This is a genomic window from Lacimicrobium alkaliphilum (assembly GCF_001466725.1).
In the GTDB taxonomy this organism is placed as follows: Bacteria; Pseudomonadota; Gammaproteobacteria; order Enterobacterales; family Alteromonadaceae; genus Lacimicrobium; species Lacimicrobium alkaliphilum_B.
Genome location: NZ_CP013650.1, coordinates 746,840 through 766,888 on the forward strand (window position 1 = coordinate 746,840; position 20,049 = coordinate 766,888).

Here is a 20,049-nt window from a genome sequence, read left to right on the forward strand (position 1 = left end):
CTGGCGCGGTCTTTTTTTCCGCGCGCTCTTCTCCTACAATGCTCTGCAGTCAGAATTGATAGGCTACAATACTGGCAATGAAACTTAGCAAGGAGACAAAAACACCAGTCAGTGGAATGCTAAACCAGAATGCTTTTGCCAGAAGCAGCAAACTGATTAACATCGCCAATCCTACGCCAAGCAAGAACGATGATTGAAACAGCAAATCAGGGTAGGCCAATGTCATATAAGTGTATATCAGGCCAAACAGAATGAGGCCCAGGCTATGGCTGGCATTAAAACCAATCCAGGCCTTCCACATGCTGGTCTGGTTACTTATCTTCGGGGAACCTTGTTCCATTTGTACCTGTAAAGCGTGCTCATCCGGACTGAATGCCTGGCTTCTGAAGGTATAGAAAAAATGGATAAGGCCTAGCAGCAAAACCGTTGCGCTGCTGATACACATTAGTATATTGGCTGGCATATCGTACCTTGATGATAAGTTGGTTGGACGTGTTATCCGCTGATACTCTGTCCCGATTAGTAATACTTCAGATCTGTGGCCTTGCCCCAGAATACCCGGTACGAGAAGACGGTATAGGCGAGAATGCAGGGCACTACAATCAATGCACCCATCAGAATGAACCGCAGTGACTCGGGCGCACTGGCAGCCTCGAAGATATCCATCTTACCCGGCACAATGTAGGGAAAGAAACTCACCGCGAGCCCCTGATAACAGGACAAAAAGATCAGTAAGGCGAGAATAAAGGGCAGCCAGCAACCGGCATCATCTTTTAAGGGCAGGCGCCGCAGTACCGAATGGCACAGGGCGAACAGACTCAGGCTGACAAACGGAATGGGCCAGATAAACAACGCCTGGGGCAGGCTGGTCCAGCGCTGCCATACCAGCTCATTGATCAGTGGGTTGACTATGCAGACTCCCAGTACCCCGGCAAAGCACAACCAGACGCAGGTTTTGGCCCAATGCACGGATTTTTGCTGCAAGCTGCCTTCGGTTTTCATAATCAGCCAGCATGCTCCGATAAAGCAGTAGGCGGCGGTCACTCCGACACCGCTAAGCAGCGCGAAGCCCAGCGCCTGAATACTTTGCTCAAAGCCCATAATATAACTACCCAGCATATACCCCTGCATAAAGGCCGCCAGTAATGAACCAAATTTGAATGCCTTATCCCAGATGCCTTTGCGGGCCGGTTTGACCTTAGCGCGAAAATCGAATGCTACCCCGCGCAGAATTAAGCCCAGCAACATGAAGGTGGCGGGCAGATAAAGTTCCTTCAGCACCAGAGAATGTGCAGCCGGGAAGGCGATAAAGAGCACACCAACGGCTAATACCAGCCAGGTCTCATTGGCGTCCCAGAACGGGCCAATAGAGGCGATCATTTTGTCGCTGTGGGACTCATTGTTAAGGGGCAGCAGAATCCCCACACCCAGATCATAGCCATCCAGGATGACGTACAGCAATACCGCCAGTCCCATCAGGCCGACAAAAATATAAGGCAGAGTTTGATCGGCAAACATCAGCGTTCTCCTTGTGCCAGTGGTGCGTTGTGAGTTTTCTTATCCGTCTGATAGCTACTAATCTCTTCCACCTCGGTGGCCTTACGGGCCAGACGCAACAAGGTGCGGATATACACCACCAACAACACTGCATAGAGGCTCAGATATAAACAAAAGGTCAGCAGCACATTGTCCGGGGCCACATCTGTCACGGCATCGGCGGTCCTGAGTACGCCACTGACAAGCCAGGGCTGGCGGCCAATTTCGGTTACATACCAGCCAGCCAGGGTGGCAACCCAGCCGGAAAAGGTCATGGCAAAGGCAGACTTAAGCAGTATCGGCGAGAGCCGGTTATGCCGCCATAACTGCCAGCTACCCAGCCAGGCCAGTGTCAGCATCAGAAGCCCGATGCCGACCATTAACCTGAAGCCAAAAATACGGGCTTAACCGGCGGGTGTTCACCGACAAAGTCATTCAGGCCCTGAATCTTCCCTTCTGGATCATGGGTCAGAATCAGGCTGGCCCCCTTGGGAATGCCGATTTCAAATTGATTGCTGCGGCTGTTTTCATCGGGAATGGCGAAGAGTAACAATGGTGCGCCGCGCTCAGTTTCCCACACCCCTTCCATGGCCGCGACTTTTTGTGGCTGATGCTCAAGGGTATTGAGACCATGCAGGTCACCGACAAAAATCTGTAACGGGGTCACCAGTGCCGCGGCATAAAGCGCTGACTTCAGAGCAATCCGCGGTGCTTTTTTGCTATCACCTCGTAGCAGGCGATAGGCTGACAGCCCCGCCACCAGAAAGCTCGCAGTAAGCATAGAGGCCAGCAGCATATGCACAAGGCGATAAGGAAACGAGGGGTTAAAGATCACCGCCCACCAGTCAGTAACATGGGCCACACCATCGCGCATCTCGAAACCGGCCGGAGTCTGCATCCAGGAATTCAGCGCCAGGATCCAAAAGGCAGAAAGAGAGGTACCCACAGCCACCATCAGTGTGGCCAGAGTGTGTACCCAGTTAGGTACCCGCCCCTGGCCGAACAGCATAATGCCGAGAAAGGTTGCTTCGAGAAAAAAGGCGGTCAGCACTTCGTAGCCAAGCAGCGGCCCGGCGATATTACCGACTTTCTCCATATAGCCCGGCCAGTTGGTACCAAACTGAAATGACATGGTAATACCGGAAACGACCCCCAGTGCGAAGCTCAACGCGAATATTTTGACCCAGAAGCGATACACCCGCATCCACACCGGGTCGCCGGAGAGATCGAAGCGTATTTTGAAATAGGCCAGAAACCAGCACAGAGCAATAGTGATAGTGGGAAACAAAATATGGAAACTGATGGTCGTGGCAAATTGCAGTCTTGACAGTAATAGTACGTCTTCCATCAGCGCTCTCCTTCTGAACCAGCATCCCTGGTGATAAATTTATCTTTCATATCCAGCACTTTGCCGACCCCGGAGCTGAGTTTGAGCAGGGTATTGAGATTATCCGGGCTGAGGCGTTGCAGTTCATTGCTCCACTTAGTTAATGACTCCAGCAGATCATGAATCTCCTGCAAACGCTGGCGGGCATGTTCAGAATCCTTCTGCTCGGTGCCGTCGAGTAAAATAGTGCGCAGCAGCGAAAGGGTTGGGTCAATCTCCCGCTTACGTCGCTCTTCTATCACTTTTTTAGCCATATCCCAGATGCTGCCCAGGGCCTTAAAATACTCTTTGCGATCACCAGGCTGATGGCTGACCTTCACCAGTTGCCAGGATTGCAGTTCCTTAAGGCCCATACTCACGTTGCCACGGGAAATGGACAAGGATTCGGCAATATCATTGGCACTTAAGGGCTGCTCGCTAACTACCAGCAGCGCATACATCTGTCCCACGGTACGGTTAAAGCCCCAGCGACTGCCCATTTCACCGAAGTGCATAACAAAAGAAGAGAGGGAGGGAGAGAGTGTCATAGTGATATTCAAAAGTTTCAGTAATTTCTGAAATTATAAATATTATTTGATCCAGCGCAAGGAATTTTATCGGAGCAGGGGTTTTTAGTCGCACTTCGGCATGGCTCTGTACCAGGAACCACACGAAAGAGATTCTCATCGCAGAGACACTGGAATTGGTGTAATCACTCCCAGCGCTTCTGCGAGAGATGGGTAAAGGTCCGTAGTTTGGTGCTATAACAACTGGTATTAATCGACGGCCAGGCCATAATCCTGTTTCAGCTTGTCGATCAGATCACGGTTTTCGCTCAGGAAACGGTTAAATTGTTGAATAACCTCGCCATGTTTGAGGGTAGAAAGGTGATAGTTGTCTTTGGTAAAGGGCAGGCTGTCATCGAAAACCAGCGCATTTTTATCCTCAATAGTGGTCTGAAGCTGATACCTGGCCACATCAATATTTAGGTAGGCGCCATCAATACGGCTGTTTATAGCCATTTTCAGCAGACGTTCAAAATCAGAGCTTTCCTGGACGCGTATGGTTCCTGCTTCGATTTGCTGCATATAAGTCCAGGGTGTAAAACCGCGGATAGTGCCGAGGGTTTTAAGATGCTCTTCACCCTTGCCCTTTTTAGCCGGTAGCACCATCACCCCGTCGATATAGGCCACCACTGGCTCACTATAGATAACATTTTTGCCCTGTTTGATATCGGCCTGCCAATAACGGTTATCGGGGTATTTAAAATCAAACTTTCCACGGTTGAGAAATTCATCATGCAGCCGGGCAACGGGGCGTGCTTCATAGCTGAACTTATGCTTATATTCTTTGGCAAAGGCATCCAGAACGGCGCGGGCAAAACCTTCATATTCGCCACCTTTATCGCTGAAGTGAGGGTAATAGTGCAGATTTTCGACACCGACCACAAAATCATCAGCCAGGCTTTTTGGTAAACAGCCAAGGCCAATAACTAAGACGATTATGGGCAGAAGTTTGTTACAGAGCGACATGCTGTGTACTCCTGTATATTGTTAAAGTCGGGCCACAACTAACAGCTGTATAGCTTTTTCATCGGTACCGGCATCGCCAAGTTTGTTTTGCCAGTATTGTAGTTCAACACCAGCGAACAGCCGTCCTTTGACATCAAACAGGGCTTTGCCCATATCCCATCTTATTTGCGGCTGGGCCAGAATCCAGTGGGATACCTCAGCGCCAAACTCATTGTCCCGGGAGGCGATATATTCCATATGCCCTTCGATGGAAAAGTCCTGTTCACCGATTGAAAAGGGGTAAGCCCAGTTGAGATCCAGCATCCAGCTATTGCTCTCGGCCGGAGCGCCTCCCTGTACGATGCCTGCACTGTCATCAATATAGGCAGTTAAGTCAGAATTAAAAAAAGCAAATCCGGGCAGATCCCAGGACAGACGTATACCGGGTAGGTACTTGGTGACCTTGGCATCGGCTGCCCAGTTAAAACCCATTAACAGGCCAATATCTTTAACCGGACCGGCTCCCACCGACTTCTTGGTTATTTTGCCAAGGCTAAAATTGCTGTACCACTCGCCATACCAGTCCTGATCATTAAAGCCGTCAGCATTATCGTCGTCCAGATGATCCATAAAGAAGAAGTTGTCGCCATACGCCCAGCCGCTGGCGTGCTGGAAGGTGATGATATTGGTGTCGGCGTCGCCGCCCCCGGCAAATCCGGGCGCATCCAGCTTGCCTTTCTGATACTGAATTTCGGTAATACTCCAGTCTGCGGCTGCAAGGGAGTGACTAAGAATAAGTAACACAAAAAACAATAGGGCAGATAAACATCGCACAGCCTCACTCCCGGCGTTTATTTCTGAGTATAGATTTTAACTATAGAAGGGTTTTGCCGGATGTCTGCTTTTTATGTTTCTGTTCGATGGGTGCTTTTTTACGGGTTAGCGTGAATCGGGAGCAACGGGTTCAATCCATTCGCTACCCCTCAGCCTCGGGTCCGCCTGCGCCTTGCCCCAGGTTCGCTCCAAAGGCAGCACTCCGGCCCAGACAGGCCAGTTATAATCGGCTTCATCATCTATGGGCGGCTCGTCGCGCATTTTAACTGAGGCCTCACTGATCGGGACCCAGGCGATGGCAGTCAGCATCAGCTCCTGCTCAGTAACCGGCCGTAATTGTGACCAGCGTCCCGGTGAGACTTTATCCACAAAGCGCTCAAGCTGGTATAGCTTTTCTTCCCGATCGCTCACCAGTTCAGGAGTGCCGAACAGTGTGACAGACTGATAGTTTACCGAATGATGGAATGCCGAACGGGCCAGCACCAGGCCATTTAGCTGACAGATATTGATACATACCGCTCTGCCATCACTGACATTGCGGGCTTTAGCATGGCCATGCCAGTAGAGTCTGTCGCCATCGCGCCAGTGACAGGTCGGGGTGACAACAGGCTGACCATGGATACTCTGACTGACATGGCAAAGCAAACTGGCATCAATAATCTGCCTGACCCGCTGTGGCTCGTAACAGGCTCTTTTTCTGCCCCGTTTGACCTGTGTTTTTGCTGAGGGTGCGTCTGAACTATGACTCATGGCTGTGCTTCCTGATGATTAAATGATATGGCGTTCTGGGCAATCTACCTGAACTGGTTATAATAAAAATATCCAGATTTGTAATTTTTTAAGATACCAGATGAGTGCAGCCGCCAGTCTTAGCCTGAGCCTTGAACCTGATGCTTCCCAGCCCCGTTATCGTCAGATTGAATTACAGTTGCGTCACTTAATCGACCATGGGCGGCTGAAAGCAGGCGATAAACTGCCCTCATCCCGTGAGTTGGCGCAAAGCCTTGGTGTGTCCAGAACCAGCACATTGAACGCATACAATCAGTTGATTGCCGAGGGGTTTGTGATCAGTAAAGCCAGAAAAGGCCTGTTTGTTGCTCAGAATTCCCCTGTTTCGCAGCCACAATGCCTTGCTGCCCATCTGGTTCAGCCTGCAACAGCCTCTTCACAGCAAAGCAGCATTGATAGTTTTGACTCTGGCGCCGATGTCAGTCGGTTTCCCCATCGGCAGTGGGCCAATTGTATGAAACGCGGCTGGCTCAAACCTGATGCGGATTTGTTAAATGGCAGCTATACCAGCGGTTTACCGGTACTAAGACAACAGGTAGTAGAGTATCTGCGCCAGCTCAGGGGCCTGGATTGCTACCCGCAGCAGATAGTGATTACCGCCGGTAACCGTGACGCCTTAACGATTCTGAGTCAGGCCTTGTGTACCACTGCAGGCAATATCTGGCTGGAAAATCCCTGTTACCGGCCCATGCAGGGTTTGCTGTCTATGTTGCACCGTCCACCGCTGCCCCTGAGCATAGATGAACAGGGGGCACAACTGCCGCAAACAGACGCTTGCAGTGGTATGGTTATTCTGACCCCCAATCGTCAGTACCCTCTGGGTATGGTGATGAGCCCCCAGAGGCGGGCCCAATGGCTGAGCTGGCAACAACAGTGCCTGGCGGCCGGCCATTCACTGTGGCTGGTTGAAGATGATTATGACAATGAGTTTATTTATCAGGGCCGCAGCCATGTGCCACTGATGCAACTGGATCGGCAGCAGGGGACATTTTTCCTTGGCAGCTTTTCCAAGGTGTTGTTCCGTGGTCTGCGGCTGGGCTTTATTGTGGCGCCGGCTGAGCAGGCTGCGCGACTCCGGCAGGCTCAGAATGTATTGAGCAATTCAGCGGCGCTCACCAGTCAGCCGGCACTGGCGGAATTTATCCAAAGTGGTGAGTTTGCACGCCATCTGCGGCGTATGCGCCGTCACTATCTGGGCAACAGAAACCTGTTACTTGAGGCACTTGAACCGCTGTCGCCCTGGCTGGACTGGCAAAAAACTCAGGGTGGCATGCATTTACTGGCAATGCTTAAACCACAGTGGCAGTACACAGATCGTATTGAGTATGTTGATCAGCGCATAGCTCAACTGGCACTGAAGAAGGGACTGAAACTCAACACCTTGTCTGAGCATTACTTCACCCCGCCAGTGTCCCAGGGATTTATTCTGGGGTTTAGCCAGCTACAAGAGGACAAACTGCAGGATCAAATCCGGATATTAGCGGATGCCTTACAGCAGATATTGAACTACTGATCTGCCTGCGCTTCTATACCGTAACGTGATTAAATAGTTATGTCAGGAAATCAGAACTATCGGTAGCAGGGATATTTATGAACAATTCAGTCCTCAACAACTCCAGGCCGTGGCTCGCTGCGGCCTTATGTTATCTGTGCAGTCTGTTCGTGGACGCACAGGAGTTAGTGGAAGTAGAAGGCACCAAAGTGACACAGCAGGCAATCAAACAGCAGGTGCCCCTCAGTGGCACACTGGTGTCACTGAAGATGGGCTGGTTGTCTGCGCAGGTTGACGGACTGGTGACCGGGATTTTTGCCGACCAGGGTGAGCGTGTTGAGCAGGGGCAGGTGTTGTTGCAGTTGGACGACGAACTGGTGCGTTTCGCTGTCGCTTCAGCCCATGCACAGGCTGCTGTAGCTGAAGAATCCCTGAGCGATTCGCGCAGACGCCTTGAGGACGCCCGCGCACTGACCTCACAACAAAGTATTGCCGAAACCGAAGTTGAAGCACTCGCCTCCGAGGTGCGTGCAGCCGAAGCGCGCTGGCAAGGGGCAAAGGCCGAAGCGCAGCGTCTGCAGGCCAGCCTTGAGCGACATCAGTTACGGGCGCCCTTTAGCGGCGTGATTACAGGCCGTGATATTGATGTGGGTGAATGGGTGAGTCCGGGAACAGGGTTGCTGGAGCTGACTGGCACCGATACGTTGGTTGCTGATTTTAAGGTGCCCCAGCGTTTTTTTGGCCGGGTCGATCAACACACCCGTCTGCAACTGAGCTTTGAAGGGTATCCGCAACAGAAATCTGAGTATCCGGTGCATCGTCGTATCCCCGCAGCAACACAAGGCAGTCGCAGCTTTGGCCTGCGAGTGCAGCTTGAACCGCAGGCGGACGATGGGTCTCAGTGGTATCCGGGTATGTCGGTGTCGGCGCAAATGATACTGGATATGGGGCGCAGCGAAGTCACCGTACCCAATGACGCTCTGATTCGTCATCCTGACGGCCGCATTACAGTTTGGTTGGCACAGCAGAATGCCCAGTGGGGGAAGCAGAGCCGCGTCAGGGAAGTTCAGGTGGAAACAGGCCTGCAATTTGAAAACAGCATTGAGATCCGCAAGGGCCTCAGTGGTGGTGAAATTGTGATTGTGCGTGGCAACGAAGCACTGAATCGGGATCAGCAGATTATTCTGCAACAGGCCGGTCGCTGATATGTTTGCCGGTATAGTTCGACACGGCATATTGGTGGCAGTGACGGTATTGATCATCGTGGTGCTTGGGATCTTAGCGGCTCAGCGTATTCCGGTGCAGATGATTCCGGATCTGGATGTGCGTACCATCAGTGTGCAGACAAGCTGGCCCGGCGCCACCCCGCAGGATATTGAAAAGGAAATTCTGATTGAGCAGGAAGAATTCCTGCGTAATATTCCCTATCTGCAGCAACTGACATCCTCAGCCAGTCTGGGCAGCGCCCAGATAGAGATGGAGTTCCCATTCGGCGTGGATATTACTGAAACCCTTATTCGGGTCAACAATGCTCTGACCCAGGTACCCTCTTATCCGGTCAATGTGGATGAACCCCGGGTTTATGCCACTTCCTTTTCTGCAAATTCCTTTATGTATTTCCGTATCTCGCCCTTACCTGGCAATCCTGAGAATCTCGATATGGATATGATGCGTGACTACATCGAGGACAATGTACGCACCCATATGTCCAGTGTCGCCGGGGTGGCGGAGGTCAATGTGGGTGGAGGGGCTCGGCGACAGATTCAAATCCGCCTGGACGCCGATGCCTTGGTCCAGCAGGGGCTGACACTGGCGCAGGTGCGGGAAGCTATCAATCAGCGTAACCGCGATATCTCAGCTGGCGAAGTACAAAGTGGCAAGCGCCGCTATTTGCTCCGCACCCTTGGCCGCTTTGAGGATGTTGAGGATATCCGCCAGCTTATTCTGCGCCGTGAAGGCGACAGCATAGTGCGACTGGAAGATGTGGCAGAGGTGGAACTTGATCATTATAAGATCAGTTCTCTTTCTTTTGTCGACAATCAACCGGTTATCAGCCTGTCGGTACGCCGGGAAAGCGGCTCCAACGTTATCGATATTAAACAGGCTATGCTGGCCGAAGTCGAGGTCATCAATCAGGATCTGTTGAATCCTCAGGGCATGGAACTGGCGCTGACCGCCGATGACGTGGTTTACGTGCAGGACTCAGTGTTCAATGTTTGGAAGAATCTTATTCTCGGTGCCTTGCTGGCAACCCTGATCATGTTCTTGTTTTTGCGCTCATTCAAGGCCACCGCCCTTGGCGTAGTGGGTATCCCGATATGCACTATCGCTGCCTTTCTGGGGTTGCTGCTGGCGGGACGAACCATCAATGTCATTTCTCTGGCCGGTATCGCCTTTGCCATTGGCATGACGCTGGATAACAGCATTGTGGTGCTGGAGAGCATCGAACTGGAACGACGCAAAGGACTGGACAAACTCAAAGCGGCAGTGGCGGGTGTGCAGAAAGTGTGGCCGGCAGTGCTGGCTTCGACCCTGACTACCGTTATGGTGTTTTTGCCTGTGGTGTTTATTGCCGAAGAAGCAGGCCAGTTGTATTCAGACATCGCCATCGCTATTTCTGCGTCGATATTGGTGTCCATGCTGGTGGCCATTACCGTGATCCCCACTGCCAGCGCCAGACTGAATTTCAGCGGTGCGGCTGGTCATCATCAGCATCAGGAGTCTTCGCAAAACAGAGTGTTGGAGAGTATCAGCTGGATCCTGGCCACGGGCAAAAGACGATGGGGTTGTATTGCCATTACCCTGTTGTTAAGCCTTGCTATCGTAGTTTTTCTGACACCGCCGGCAGAATACCTGCCGGAAGGTGAAGAGCCAAAAACCTTTGCTTCCATGAATGCGCCACCGGGCTACAACCTCGACACTATGGCGCAGATAGGTGAGGAGCTGAACGACTACTTTATGCCTTTTGTGGGCGCTGATCCGCAGGACTTTCATGCCGGTGAGGCAGCAGTGCCGGCCATGGCTTATCTGAATATGAGCATTAATCCCGAAAGCCTGAGAATTATCACTCAGTCGGTTAATCCCGGTGATATAGAAGCCCTGATGCAGGCGATTACCGATAAATACGAACAATACCCCGGTATGCGCGCCTTTGCGGCCCGCGGCTCCATCATCAGCAGTAACGATGGTGGTACCCGCAGTGTTAATCTGGATATCTCCGGCCCTGGTCTGGCTGATCTGTTCTCTGTGGCGCAGGCGGCCTATGCCAGGGCCGAAGAGATTTTCGATAATCCCCGCATACAGTCCCAGCCCGGCAGTTTGTCACTTGCACAGCCGCTGGTACAAATTCGTCCCGACTGGGCGCGTGCTGCCGAGCTTGGGTTGAGTGCTGAAGATATCGGCTTTGCAACGGCAGCGCTGACTGACGGCGCTTTTGTTAATGAGTTCTTCCTGCGTGATGACAAGATTGATATGTATCTGTACAGCCGTCACGGGCCAGGAGTAAACCTGCAATCGCTGCAGGAAATTCAGCTGCATACCCCTTCCGGTGAGAACGTGCCCTTGTCTGAACTGGCCCGGATAGAAGAGATCGTCGATACCAGCAATATTCGTCGTCTGGACGGGCAGCGTACCGTGACCCTGAATATCATCCCGCCCCGTTCGGTGGCGTTGGAGACCGGCGTGGCCCGGGTACGGGAGCAACTGGTGGAACACCTGCGCCGGACCGGCCAGGTGCGAGCCGGTGTGACCCTGAGTATATCCGGCGCAGCCGATCAGCTGGACGCCACCCGGGAGGCCCTTGGCAGCAATTATCTGGTGGCACTGACCATAGTGTATTTACTGATGGTGGCGATTTTCAGTCACTGGGGCTATCCGCTTTTGATCATGACCACTATCCCTCTGGGAATAGCCGGTGGTCTTGCCGGACTGGCGTTACTGAATCTGGTCGGCTCAGCCCTGCCCTTGTTTGGGCTGAGCCCGTTACACCAGCCATTTGATATGATTTCGATGCTCGGCTTTTTAATTCTGATGGGGACAGTGGTGAATAATCCGATACTGATTCTGCATCGTGCCATAGATAACGTAAAGCAACAGAGTATGGCTGCACTGGAGGCGGTCGAAGAGGCGGTAAGATCAAGACTCCGGCCCATCACCATTTCTACTATTACGACGATATGTGGTCTGGCGCCGCTGGTATTTCTTCCCGGGGCCGGTACCGAATTATACCGGGGCGTGGGTGTGATCGTGATGGCCGGAATTATCGGGGCGACCCTGGTTACTCTGACGTTGTTGCCTGCTGTGACGGTTATTGTGCTGAACTGGCGTGACACAAAGCGGGTCGCAAGCTAACTGATCCTGATACCCACTTATCCGTACTCAGAGTATCAATAGTTCAGATCCAGGCCGATGCATCAGATAAAGCTTTTTTATGATGGAAGTTGCCGGTTATGCCGTCACGAAATGCAGTGGCTGGCGCCTAAGCTTAAGGGCAAGTTGCAGATGGTGGATATCAGCGAGGATGGATTTTCCTCTTTCGCTGGCGTGGATAAAGCGCACATGATGTCGGTTCTGCATCTTTGGGATGGGCAAACCTTTATTACCGGTATTGACGCCAGTCTGTATTACTGGCGTCTGGCTGGCTTTCACTGGCTGGTAACACTACTGCGGCTGCCGCCTTGTTACTGGTTGGCCAGCAAAGCCTATGGTTACTGGGCCGCGAAACGTATGCAATGCACTGCAGGAGTGTGTGATGGCCGCTGATCAGCGAATTTCAATGCCTCCGATGATGCGTATTCTGGGCTATGCCGGATCAATCCCGTTTTTATTGCTGCCCTTGTTCTACTGGCAGCAGTGGTGGTTGTCTGAACTCCGGATATCGGTACTATTTCAATTGTACAGCTGTCTTATTCTGGGCTTTATGGCGGGAGTGCTCTGGCCGGTGCTGTATAAATCTGACCAGCCCACGCGCAGAGCAGGCTGGGTGGTAAGCTTTGTTGTGATGAGTTTTCTGGCATTCGCTTTATTGACAGGTTCGGCTTTGCTAATCCAGGCAGTCTTGTTTTTGAGCCTGCGGCTTTATGAAGTCTGTGCGGGGTTGGACCAGGCTTATCCCTGTGGCTATGTCTCGTTAAGAAGTCAGTTGACCGCAGTGGTAATACTTTGCCATCTGTGGATGTACTGGTTGATTTGACGCCCTTGCTCCGACGAATGACTCAGGCCGATTTACTGCCAATAGGTGTCGGTCCCGGAGGGCTTCTCCATACTCTGACACTGTTACGGCCCGTTGATTTTGCCTGATAAAGCGCTTTATCGGCTTCGATAAGTAAGCGCCGGTAATCATCCAGTGCCACACTGCCACTTATGCCTGTGCTTACCGTGAGGGTCAGTCCGAAACCAAGATGGCTGTAATCGGCATGCTGGATTTGCTGGCGGATACGTTCACAGATCTCCGTGGCCCTTTGCACATCAACCCCTGGCATCACCAAAGAGAACTCTTCACCACCCCAGCGGGCCGCATGATCTTCCTCGCGGCAATTACTGGCTATCACTGAGGCGACCGCCTGAATGGCTCTGTCACCGACATCGTGAGACCAGCGATCATTCACCAGTTTAAAATTATCAATATCGATAATGGCGAGAAAATAACCATGATGCTGGGTAGGATTCTGACTGAGCCGCTTAAGGTAATTGTCAAAGGAGCGCCTGTTTGCCAGGCCGGTAAGGGGATCCTGCATAGCCTGTTGTTCGAATAATTTTGCCTGTTGCTGAATTTTTTGAGTTTGCAGTTCGACCTGTGAACGGAGCTCTCTGGCATGAGCGCGCAATACATGCTCTCTGGCACGGATAAACGCGATCAACATCAATAATGCCAGCAGCAGTGCACCGGCAATGACTTCAGTGCGCTGCCAGAAATAGGGCTGCACTGTCATTTCCAGATTCAGCATGCGACTGTCTGCCTTTGCCCCGGCACCGGGGTAACTGGCTTTGACTTTAAAACGGTACTCACCGGGAGCAAGGTTGGTATATTCAGCCACGGGCACGCTACCTCTGGCTACCCAGCCATTATCAAATCCTTCCAGCCAGGTATGGTACTCGATGGCATCGGGCAGGATATAGCCCAGTCCGGCGAACCTGAATTGTATCCTGCGGGTATCGGCAGCCAGTTCAAGGCTATTGGTTACCGGCAGCGTCAGACCATCTACTTCTATGCTTTCCAGTACGACCGGTACTGCAAAGTCACTCAGCTCTTTGATATTGTCCGGATTAACCCGGGTAACGCCTTTAGCGGTGGCAATCCATATATTGCCGTTTGAGTCCTTGGTGATGGCCGGACTTGAGGTGCCATTGGCCTGATGGCTGAGCATGCCCTCTCCGCTGGAAAAGACCCTGACATCCGCCTGTTCCAGTAAGCCGTCAGCCAGCGCATGAGCCTGTTGCAGCGGCATCCTGACCATACCCAGATTTGAGGATAACCACAGATTCTGTTTGCTGTCTTCAGTTACCTGAAACAGCTTCTGAATCGGAAAACCCTGCTGCTGGCCAATGATACTCAGGCTCTGATCATGATAACGGTATCGAACCAGCCCACGATCCGTCGCCAGCCACATATATTCACCATCCTTGCCGGCATAGAAGCCATATACTGAACTGGTGTTATCCAGATGTTCCAGTGTCAGGGTTTGCATGCCGTCCCGGGTATAAATGGCGGCACCAGATTCTGTGCCAATCCAGATATCATCATTGTGATCCTCAGCCAGCGCCATCACATAATCATCCAGCAATCCGTTGGTCCGACTGTAGTGGCTGATCCCCTGCTGGTTGATTCTGTTCAATCCCTGAGAGGTCCCGGCCCATATATTTCCCTCATGATCCGCAAGCACCGCTCTGACCTGGTTTGAGGCCAGGCCCTGCTCCATGGTGATTTGCCGGAACTGATTGTCGTCACCGAGAAGCAGTAACCCGTGCTGGTGAGTACCGATTAGCAATTTGTCAGCTTGTTGTGCCAGGCTCAGTATGGAGGGCAACGGCGTTTCTTTTAAAGGCAGCGGAACAGGCTCAGCGATATTACCTTCAATGCGGGCCAGGCCATGACTGGTGCCCACCATAATGCTGTTGTCATCGGTATTTAATACGCTGCGTACATAATCACCGGGTAGCCCCTGTTGCGTGCTGATGGTGCTGAAGTTAGCCGTTCGTATTCTTACCAGACCAGAGTTGGTGCCAATCCAGAGGCTATTTTCGGCGTCCTGGAACAGCGCTTTGATACGGCTATCCGGCAGTCCGTGTTGGGGTCCCATACGGTCAATCTGTTGATCGACTATCCTGTACAGCTCGCCTCTGGAGGTGCCGATCCACAATGCGCCCTGATCATCAGCCAGCAACTGGCTGATGCCTTTATTCAATTGCTCCGGGAGAAAAGCCCTGAAGGTATCGCCCTGACCGCGGTAGAGACCGGTTTCGGCTCCGATAATCAGTTTGCCACTCTGATCTTCGGTGATGCTGATTACCGGAACGGATGGGATATCACGGATCAGCGTCAGCATACTTTGTGTCATTCTTACCAGGCCGCTGGCTGTACCTACCCACAGATTGCCGAGATTATCTTCATGCAGGGTCTCAATGGTCAGAGACGGAAGCCCGTCGGCGGCGGTAAAATGTCTGATGTTCTGCTCTGAATCAATTCTGAACAGTCCCTTACTGTTGGTGGCCAGCCAGATATTGGCTTTTCTGTCCTGGAGCACATAATTAATCCGGGCATCAAGGTGGGGCATGGGCTGCCATTGATGGTCACTATAACGGGAAAATGCGCCTCTTGAGCCGGCGGCAAGCAATTCACCCTCTGGTGTGACGCTCAGGGCACGGATACCGGAGTCATTCAGCGTCTCCACGGTGTCGCTGCCAAAACGGCTAAACTCGCGACCGTTAAATCTGACCACTCCTTCCCAGGTTGCAAACCACAGGTAGCCATCCGGGGTTTGTCTGATGCTGTTGACACTGTTGTGCGGCAGGCCCTGTTGATCGCTCCAGTGCTCAATAAAATAATCCGACAAAGGTGTCGGTTCGGCGACGACTTTATTGCTGAACAAAATTGCCGCCAGCATAAGAAAGCCAAAGATTTTGAGTAAGAGGGTGGACATGATCAGACTCTGATATTGCTCTGTGGCTATAATACCTGCCCTGTACAAAGTCTGTACAGAAAAAAGGGCCAGAGTTTAGGGCGCGGTCTGGTCGAATCTGTCATAATTAGTCCGGGATTGATATCAACTTCAGGGGATCTATGAACGAATTAACTATCACCACACCAGATGACTGGCATCTGCATTTCCGGGACGGTGATATCTTAAAGGAAACGGTTGCCGCTACTGCCCGTTGTTTTAAACGCGCCATTGTGATGCCAAATCTGGTGCCGCCTGTTACAACTGCCACAATGGCTGACGAGTATAAATCCAGGATCCTTGCTGCCAGGCCTCAGGGCAGTGATTTTGAACCGCTGATGACCTTATATCTGACCAATGATACTTCCATAGAGGATATCCGCGAGGCGAAACAGGCCGGTATTGTGGCAGCTAAACTCTATCCTGCCGGCGCCACAACCAACTCCGATGCTGCAGTATCGGCGCTGGATAGCCTGTATCCGGTATTTTCTGAGATGGAAAAGCAGGGCATGTTGCTGCTGGTTCATGGTGAGGTAACAGCAGCTGAGATCGATATCTTCGATCGTGAAAAGGTTTTTATCGACAGACATCTGCGCGTCATTGTTGAACATTTTCCCGGGCTTAAGGTGGTGCTGGAACACATTACCACTAAGGATGCCGTGGAGTTTGTCACTGAGGCCTCGGACAACGTAGCTGCCACTATTACGCCTCAGCATCTGATGCTCAACCGCAATGATTTACTGGTAGGTGGTATCCGACCGCATAATTACTGCCTGCCGGTACTTAAGCGCAATACTCATCAGCAGGCCTTAAGAGCGGCGGTGGCTTGCGGGTCTGCCAAGTTTTTTCTGGGTACGGATTCTGCCCCTCATGAACAGCACCGTAAAGAGTCCGCCTGTGGCTGCGCCGGTTGTTATAGTGCCTGGAGCGCGCTGGAATTGTACGCTCAGGTGTTTGAAGAGTTGGGCGTGCTGGATAAGCTGGAGGGCTTTGCCAGCCACCATGGCCCGGACTTTTATGGATTACCCCGCAATACCGGCACGGTCACCCTGGTACGTGAACAATGGCAGATTCCTGAACAACTGACGTTGCCCAATGGTAATCCTATTGTGCCTTTTCAGGCCGGCACTATGGTCAACTGGAAGCTAAAAAGAGACTAAGGCTGATGAAGCGGCTGATCTTTTTAACCTTGTTGATTATCAGCAGTAATGCATGGACGCAGCCCTCTCTGACATTGCTGACCCATGAGGAGCCGCCTTTTGTTTACCGGGATAAAAATAATGATCTGACGGGCTATGCGGTAGAGCTGGTAGGGGGGATTCAACAGCATCTCGATAGCAAGGAGCCCATTTTGCTGAACCCCTGGGCCCGTGCCTATATGCGCGCTACGGAACAGGGCAATGTGCTGATATTCCCCTTAGTCAGAAATGCCGAAAGAGAGCCCTTGTTTCATTGGGTCATGCCGCTGACCCGTAACCTGCATGCCGTGTTTGCCAACAGCGCGATGGATACGATAACCACACTGGAAGAGTTAGAGCAATTATCTGCTATCGGCGTGCAGCGTGGTGACTTTCGTGAAAGTCTGCTGATTGACGCCGGAATGACAAATCTGGTGTCCTATACCACATGGAAACAGGCGGTTTCGGCGTTGATAAAGGGGCGGGTCGATGGACTGTTCTTTTCGGCGGCGGGTCTGGAGTATTACTGTCGCCAGTTAGAGCAGGAGTGCGGGCAGTTTAGCGCAATTTACACTCATGATATTGAAACCACTTATATTGCGCTGTCGCGACGGGGGATCAGCGACGACGAAGCTGGTCGTTGGCAACAGGCCGCTAAGGATTTTCGCGCCTCGGAAGCTTTTGAGAAACTGCGGCAGACCTGGCTGGCGCGCATCCGCTCAGAGCACGGTCTGACTTTGCACTATGCTGACGGTGCCCTGAATCTGTGGGCCGCTCCACAAGTGGCTCATCCCTGATTTTTCAATCTGTCATCAATGGCCTGCAACTGAGCTCTGAGCTGGTCGATATCCTCTTTAGTCGCCGGTTGTGGCTGATGTTTTTCTTCTTCGTCGTGCATGACCTGCATGGCATCGACGATAATACCGATAAACAGATTCAGTACCGCGAAGCTGGTGATAATGATAAAAGGTACGAAAAACAGCCAGGATAACGGAAACAGCTCCATCGTGGGTCTGACAATACCCATAGACCAGCTTTCCAGCGTCATGATCTGAAACAGGGTATAGGCCGAGGCGCCAATACTGCCAAACCATTCCTGCATCTGGGCGTCTGGATGGGTACCAAAGAGTTTGGTAACCAGCACCGCCGAAACGTAGAAAATGATTCCCAGCACACCCACTACCGACGCCATACCGGGCAGCGAGTGGCCTAATGCGCCTATAACTCTGCGCATTTGCGGAACCACGGAGAACAGGCGCAGGATCCTTAAGATTCTGAATGCCCGCAGTACCGACAGGGGGCCGCTGGATGGGATCCAGGACAGGGTAACAATAATCAGATCAAACCAGTTCCAGCCGCCGCTGAAAAAACGATGCCGATAGGCAAGCAGTTTCAGTATCAGCTCGAGGGTGAAGATGCTCAGGATCAGAGCATCGACAGCGTGCAGGATACCTAGCGTATCAGGGGGCAGTGCCATGGTTTCAAGACCCAGTGTCACTGCGTTAATCAGGATCAGGGCAATAATGCTGTTGGTAAACCAGGGGTGTTCCACCAGTCTGATCAACAAAGGTTCTGATAGCGGGGTTGTCTGGGCTGGTTGCACGTTGCTGCCTTGTTATCGATATGGATTACTAGCAAAGCCTATCTATAGGGCCATCTGAAGATTTTACAAGATAATCAGATCGTTAAAATGACGAAAAAAGCTTAGAATAGGTTATCTTTTGACGGGACGGGCGAATAAGCTGTATCTGCCCTTTTCGGTTGCCCCGCGCCAAATTCATGTTTTTTACCTCAGAGAGTCCTTATGAGTCAGGCTTTTTCCTCTTTATCTTTGCCACAGCCTTTGCTGGAGAATCTTGATAGTCTCAACTATCAGGCTATGACCCCCATCCAGTCTGCCAGCCTGCCTTTCATTCTTAAAGGGCAGGATGTGATCGCGCAGGCGAGCACCGGTAGCGGTAAAACAGTGGCCTTTTCTGTGGGCTTACTGACAAAACTGGACGAGCAGGACAGCAAAGTGCAGGCACTGGTGCTGTGTCCGACCCGGGAACTGGCCGAACAGGTGTCGACTGAGATCCGTCGCCTGGCCCGTTACAAAGATAATATCAAGGTATTAACGCTGTATGGCGGCGTACCCCTGGCCTCACAGGTCGCTTCATTACGACATGGTGCACAGGTGGTAGTGGGTACGCCTGGGCGGATTCTTGATCATATGTTGCGCCGTAATCTTGATTTAGGCGCAGTCAGTACCCTGGTGCTGGATGAGGCAGACCGGATGCTGGATATGGGCTTCGCGGAGGAAATAGCGGCGGTGACCACCGCTACGCCAAAGCAACGACAGACCTTATTGTTTTCTGCCACCTACCCAGCGCAGATTGCCCAGATCAGCGCCGATATTCAGCGCGATCCTGAGCAGGTTAAAGTGGAGTCTCTGCACGACGCCAGCAGTATTATCCAGCGTTGTTATGAAGTCAGCAAAGACAACCGACTGACAACGGCACAGGCACTGCTGACCCATTTTTCGCCGCAGTCCGCTATCGTGTTTTGTAACAGCCGGATTGATTGTCAGCAACTGGCTGAACAGCTCAGTGAAAAGGGATTCAGCGCCGCACCACTGCACGGAGATATGGAACAGGCTGCACGCCAGGAAGTGTTGATTCAGTTTGCCAGTCGCAGCCTCTGTGTGCTGGTGGCGACCGATGTGGCAGCGCGGGGGCTGGATATTGAGGATGTGGATCTGGTGCTGAATTATCATGTCTCGGCTGACCCCGAAGTGCATGTACATCGCATCGGCCGCACCGGGCGGGCCGGGAATAAAGGGCTGGCACTGACCTTATGTAGCCCTGAAGAAACAAAATGGGCAGCGGCCATCGAAGAATATCAGCAACAGAAATTCAACTGGGCAGATGCGGGTAAACTGCGTTTTAAGGCCAGCGGTATTACTGAACCCTTGTATCGTACCTTGCGTATGGAAGGTGGGCGCAAACAAAAAATTCGTCCCGGCGATATTCTTGGGGCACTGACCAAGGATGCCGGCATTGGCAGTGAAGATATCGGCAAGATTACCCTCGCTCAGAACTGCAGTTATGTGGCTGTTAAAATGCGCAGTGTTAAACGGGCTATGGCCCATTTCCGGGAAGGTAAACTTAAGGGCAAACGTATCCGCGCCCGTAAGTTATAGTGGTAA

General features: G+C 52.1%; 16 protein-coding genes and 1 pseudogene. 8 read left to right on the forward strand and 9 right to left on the reverse strand.

All coding sequences use genetic code 11. The features are described from left to right. Nucleotides 1-49: 49 nt before the first annotated feature. From AT746_RS03535 to AT746_RS03565, 7 genes and pseudogenes are all read right to left on the reverse strand, one after another. Entirely contained in the window at nucleotides 50-463 is a 414-nt protein-coding gene (locus AT746_RS03535) for an LIC_13387 family protein (protein WP_062476518.1), read from the reverse strand. A 56-nt stretch (nucleotides 464-519) separates the two neighbouring features. Beyond that, the gene (cydB, locus tag AT746_RS03540) at nucleotides 520-1,518 is read right to left on the reverse strand and encodes a cytochrome d ubiquinol oxidase subunit II (protein WP_062476520.1); all 999 of its coding nucleotides are present in this window, start codon (nucleotides 1,516-1,518) and stop codon (nucleotides 520-522) included. Beyond that, nucleotides 1,518-2,884, reverse strand: a pseudogene (locus tag AT746_RS03545) (cytochrome ubiquinol oxidase subunit I). The gene cydB and the pseudogene AT746_RS03545 overlap by 1 nt, the downstream one beginning before the upstream one ends. Next, the gene (locus AT746_RS03550) at nucleotides 2,884-3,450 is read right to left on the reverse strand and encodes a GbsR/MarR family transcriptional regulator (RefSeq protein ID WP_062476523.1); all 567 of its coding nucleotides are present in this window, start codon (nucleotides 3,448-3,450) and stop codon (nucleotides 2,884-2,886) included. The pseudogene AT746_RS03545 and the gene AT746_RS03550 overlap by 1 nt, the downstream one beginning before the upstream one ends. A 228-nt stretch (nucleotides 3,451-3,678) precedes the next feature. Then, nucleotides 3,679-4,434: a substrate-binding periplasmic protein gene (locus AT746_RS03555; RefSeq protein WP_062476526.1), complete on the reverse strand. Its 756-nt coding sequence runs from the start codon at nucleotides 4,432-4,434 to the stop codon at nucleotides 3,679-3,681. 21 nt (nucleotides 4,435-4,455) lie between these two features. Beyond that, nucleotides 4,456-5,247, reverse strand: a complete 792-nt coding sequence (locus AT746_RS03560; RefSeq protein ID WP_062476529.1) for a nucleoside-binding protein — start codon at nucleotides 5,245-5,247, stop codon at nucleotides 4,456-4,458. 105 nt (nucleotides 5,248-5,352) lie between these two features. Continuing rightward, on the reverse strand, nucleotides 5,353-5,997 hold the full coding sequence (locus AT746_RS03565) for a pyridoxamine 5'-phosphate oxidase family protein (RefSeq protein WP_062476532.1): 645 nt from the start codon (nucleotides 5,995-5,997) through the stop codon (nucleotides 5,353-5,355). 100 nt (nucleotides 5,998-6,097) lie between these two features. Here AT746_RS03565 and AT746_RS03570 point away from each other — a divergent pair, with 100 nt between their 5' ends. The 5 genes from AT746_RS03570 to AT746_RS03590 all read left to right on the forward strand — a co-directional run bounded on the left by AT746_RS03570 (nucleotide 6,098) and on the right by AT746_RS03590 (nucleotide 12,719). Then, complete coding sequence (locus tag AT746_RS03570; protein ID WP_062476535.1) at nucleotides 6,098-7,549, forward strand: PLP-dependent aminotransferase family protein; 1,452 nt, start codon at nucleotides 6,098-6,100, stop codon at nucleotides 7,547-7,549. A 77-nt stretch (nucleotides 7,550-7,626) separates the two neighbouring features. Then, nucleotides 7,627-8,733: an efflux RND transporter periplasmic adaptor subunit gene (locus AT746_RS03575; RefSeq protein WP_062476538.1), complete on the forward strand. Its 1,107-nt coding sequence runs from the start codon at nucleotides 7,627-7,629 to the stop codon at nucleotides 8,731-8,733. Between the two features lies 1 nt (nucleotide 8,734). Further along, nucleotides 8,735-11,878 carry an efflux RND transporter permease subunit gene (locus AT746_RS03580; protein WP_062476541.1) on the forward strand — a complete coding sequence of 1,048 codons (3,144 nt, stop codon included), beginning with the start codon at nucleotides 8,735-8,737 and terminating at the stop codon, nucleotides 11,876-11,878. Between the two features lie 57 nt (nucleotides 11,879-11,935). Next, nucleotides 11,936-12,289 carry a thiol-disulfide oxidoreductase DCC family protein gene (locus AT746_RS03585; protein WP_062476544.1) on the forward strand — a complete coding sequence of 118 codons (354 nt, stop codon included), beginning with the start codon at nucleotides 11,936-11,938 and terminating at the stop codon, nucleotides 12,287-12,289. Further along, nucleotides 12,279-12,719, forward strand: coding sequence for a DUF3429 domain-containing protein (locus AT746_RS03590; RefSeq protein WP_231731003.1), 441 nt, complete (start codon nucleotides 12,279-12,281; stop codon nucleotides 12,717-12,719). Before AT746_RS03585 ends, AT746_RS03590 begins: the two co-directional genes overlap by 11 nt. Nucleotides 12,720-12,741: 22 nt before the next feature. Here the strand turns inward: AT746_RS03590 and AT746_RS03595 are convergent, their stop codons facing one another. Continuing rightward, nucleotides 12,742-15,666, reverse strand: a complete 2,925-nt coding sequence (locus AT746_RS03595; RefSeq protein ID WP_062476547.1) for a ligand-binding sensor domain-containing diguanylate cyclase — start codon at nucleotides 15,664-15,666, stop codon at nucleotides 12,742-12,744. A 140-nt stretch (nucleotides 15,667-15,806) separates the two neighbouring features. Here AT746_RS03595 and pyrC point away from each other — a divergent pair, with 140 nt between their 5' ends. Both pyrC and AT746_RS03605 read left to right on the forward strand, forming a co-directional pair. Further along, nucleotides 15,807-16,844: a dihydroorotase gene (gene pyrC / locus AT746_RS03600; RefSeq protein ID WP_062476550.1), complete on the forward strand. Its 1,038-nt coding sequence runs from the start codon at nucleotides 15,807-15,809 to the stop codon at nucleotides 16,842-16,844. A 5-nt stretch (nucleotides 16,845-16,849) separates the two neighbouring features. Further along, on the forward strand, nucleotides 16,850-17,659 hold the full coding sequence (locus AT746_RS03605; protein WP_062476554.1) for a substrate-binding periplasmic protein: 810 nt from the start codon (nucleotides 16,850-16,852) through the stop codon (nucleotides 17,657-17,659). Here AT746_RS03605 and AT746_RS03610 read toward each other — a convergent pair. Further along, a complete protein-coding gene (locus tag AT746_RS03610; protein ID WP_231731004.1) occupies nucleotides 17,650-18,465 on the reverse strand; it encodes an ion transporter in 816 nt (271 codons plus the stop codon). The two genes, AT746_RS03605 and AT746_RS03610, sit on opposite strands and share 10 nt — an antisense overlap. A 201-nt stretch (nucleotides 18,466-18,666) precedes the next feature. Between AT746_RS03610 and dbpA the strand changes: the two genes are divergently transcribed. Next, nucleotides 18,667-20,043, forward strand: coding sequence for an ATP-dependent RNA helicase DbpA (gene dbpA, locus AT746_RS03615; protein ID WP_062476557.1), 1,377 nt, complete (start codon nucleotides 18,667-18,669; stop codon nucleotides 20,041-20,043). Nucleotides 20,044-20,049: the final 6 nt, after the last annotated feature.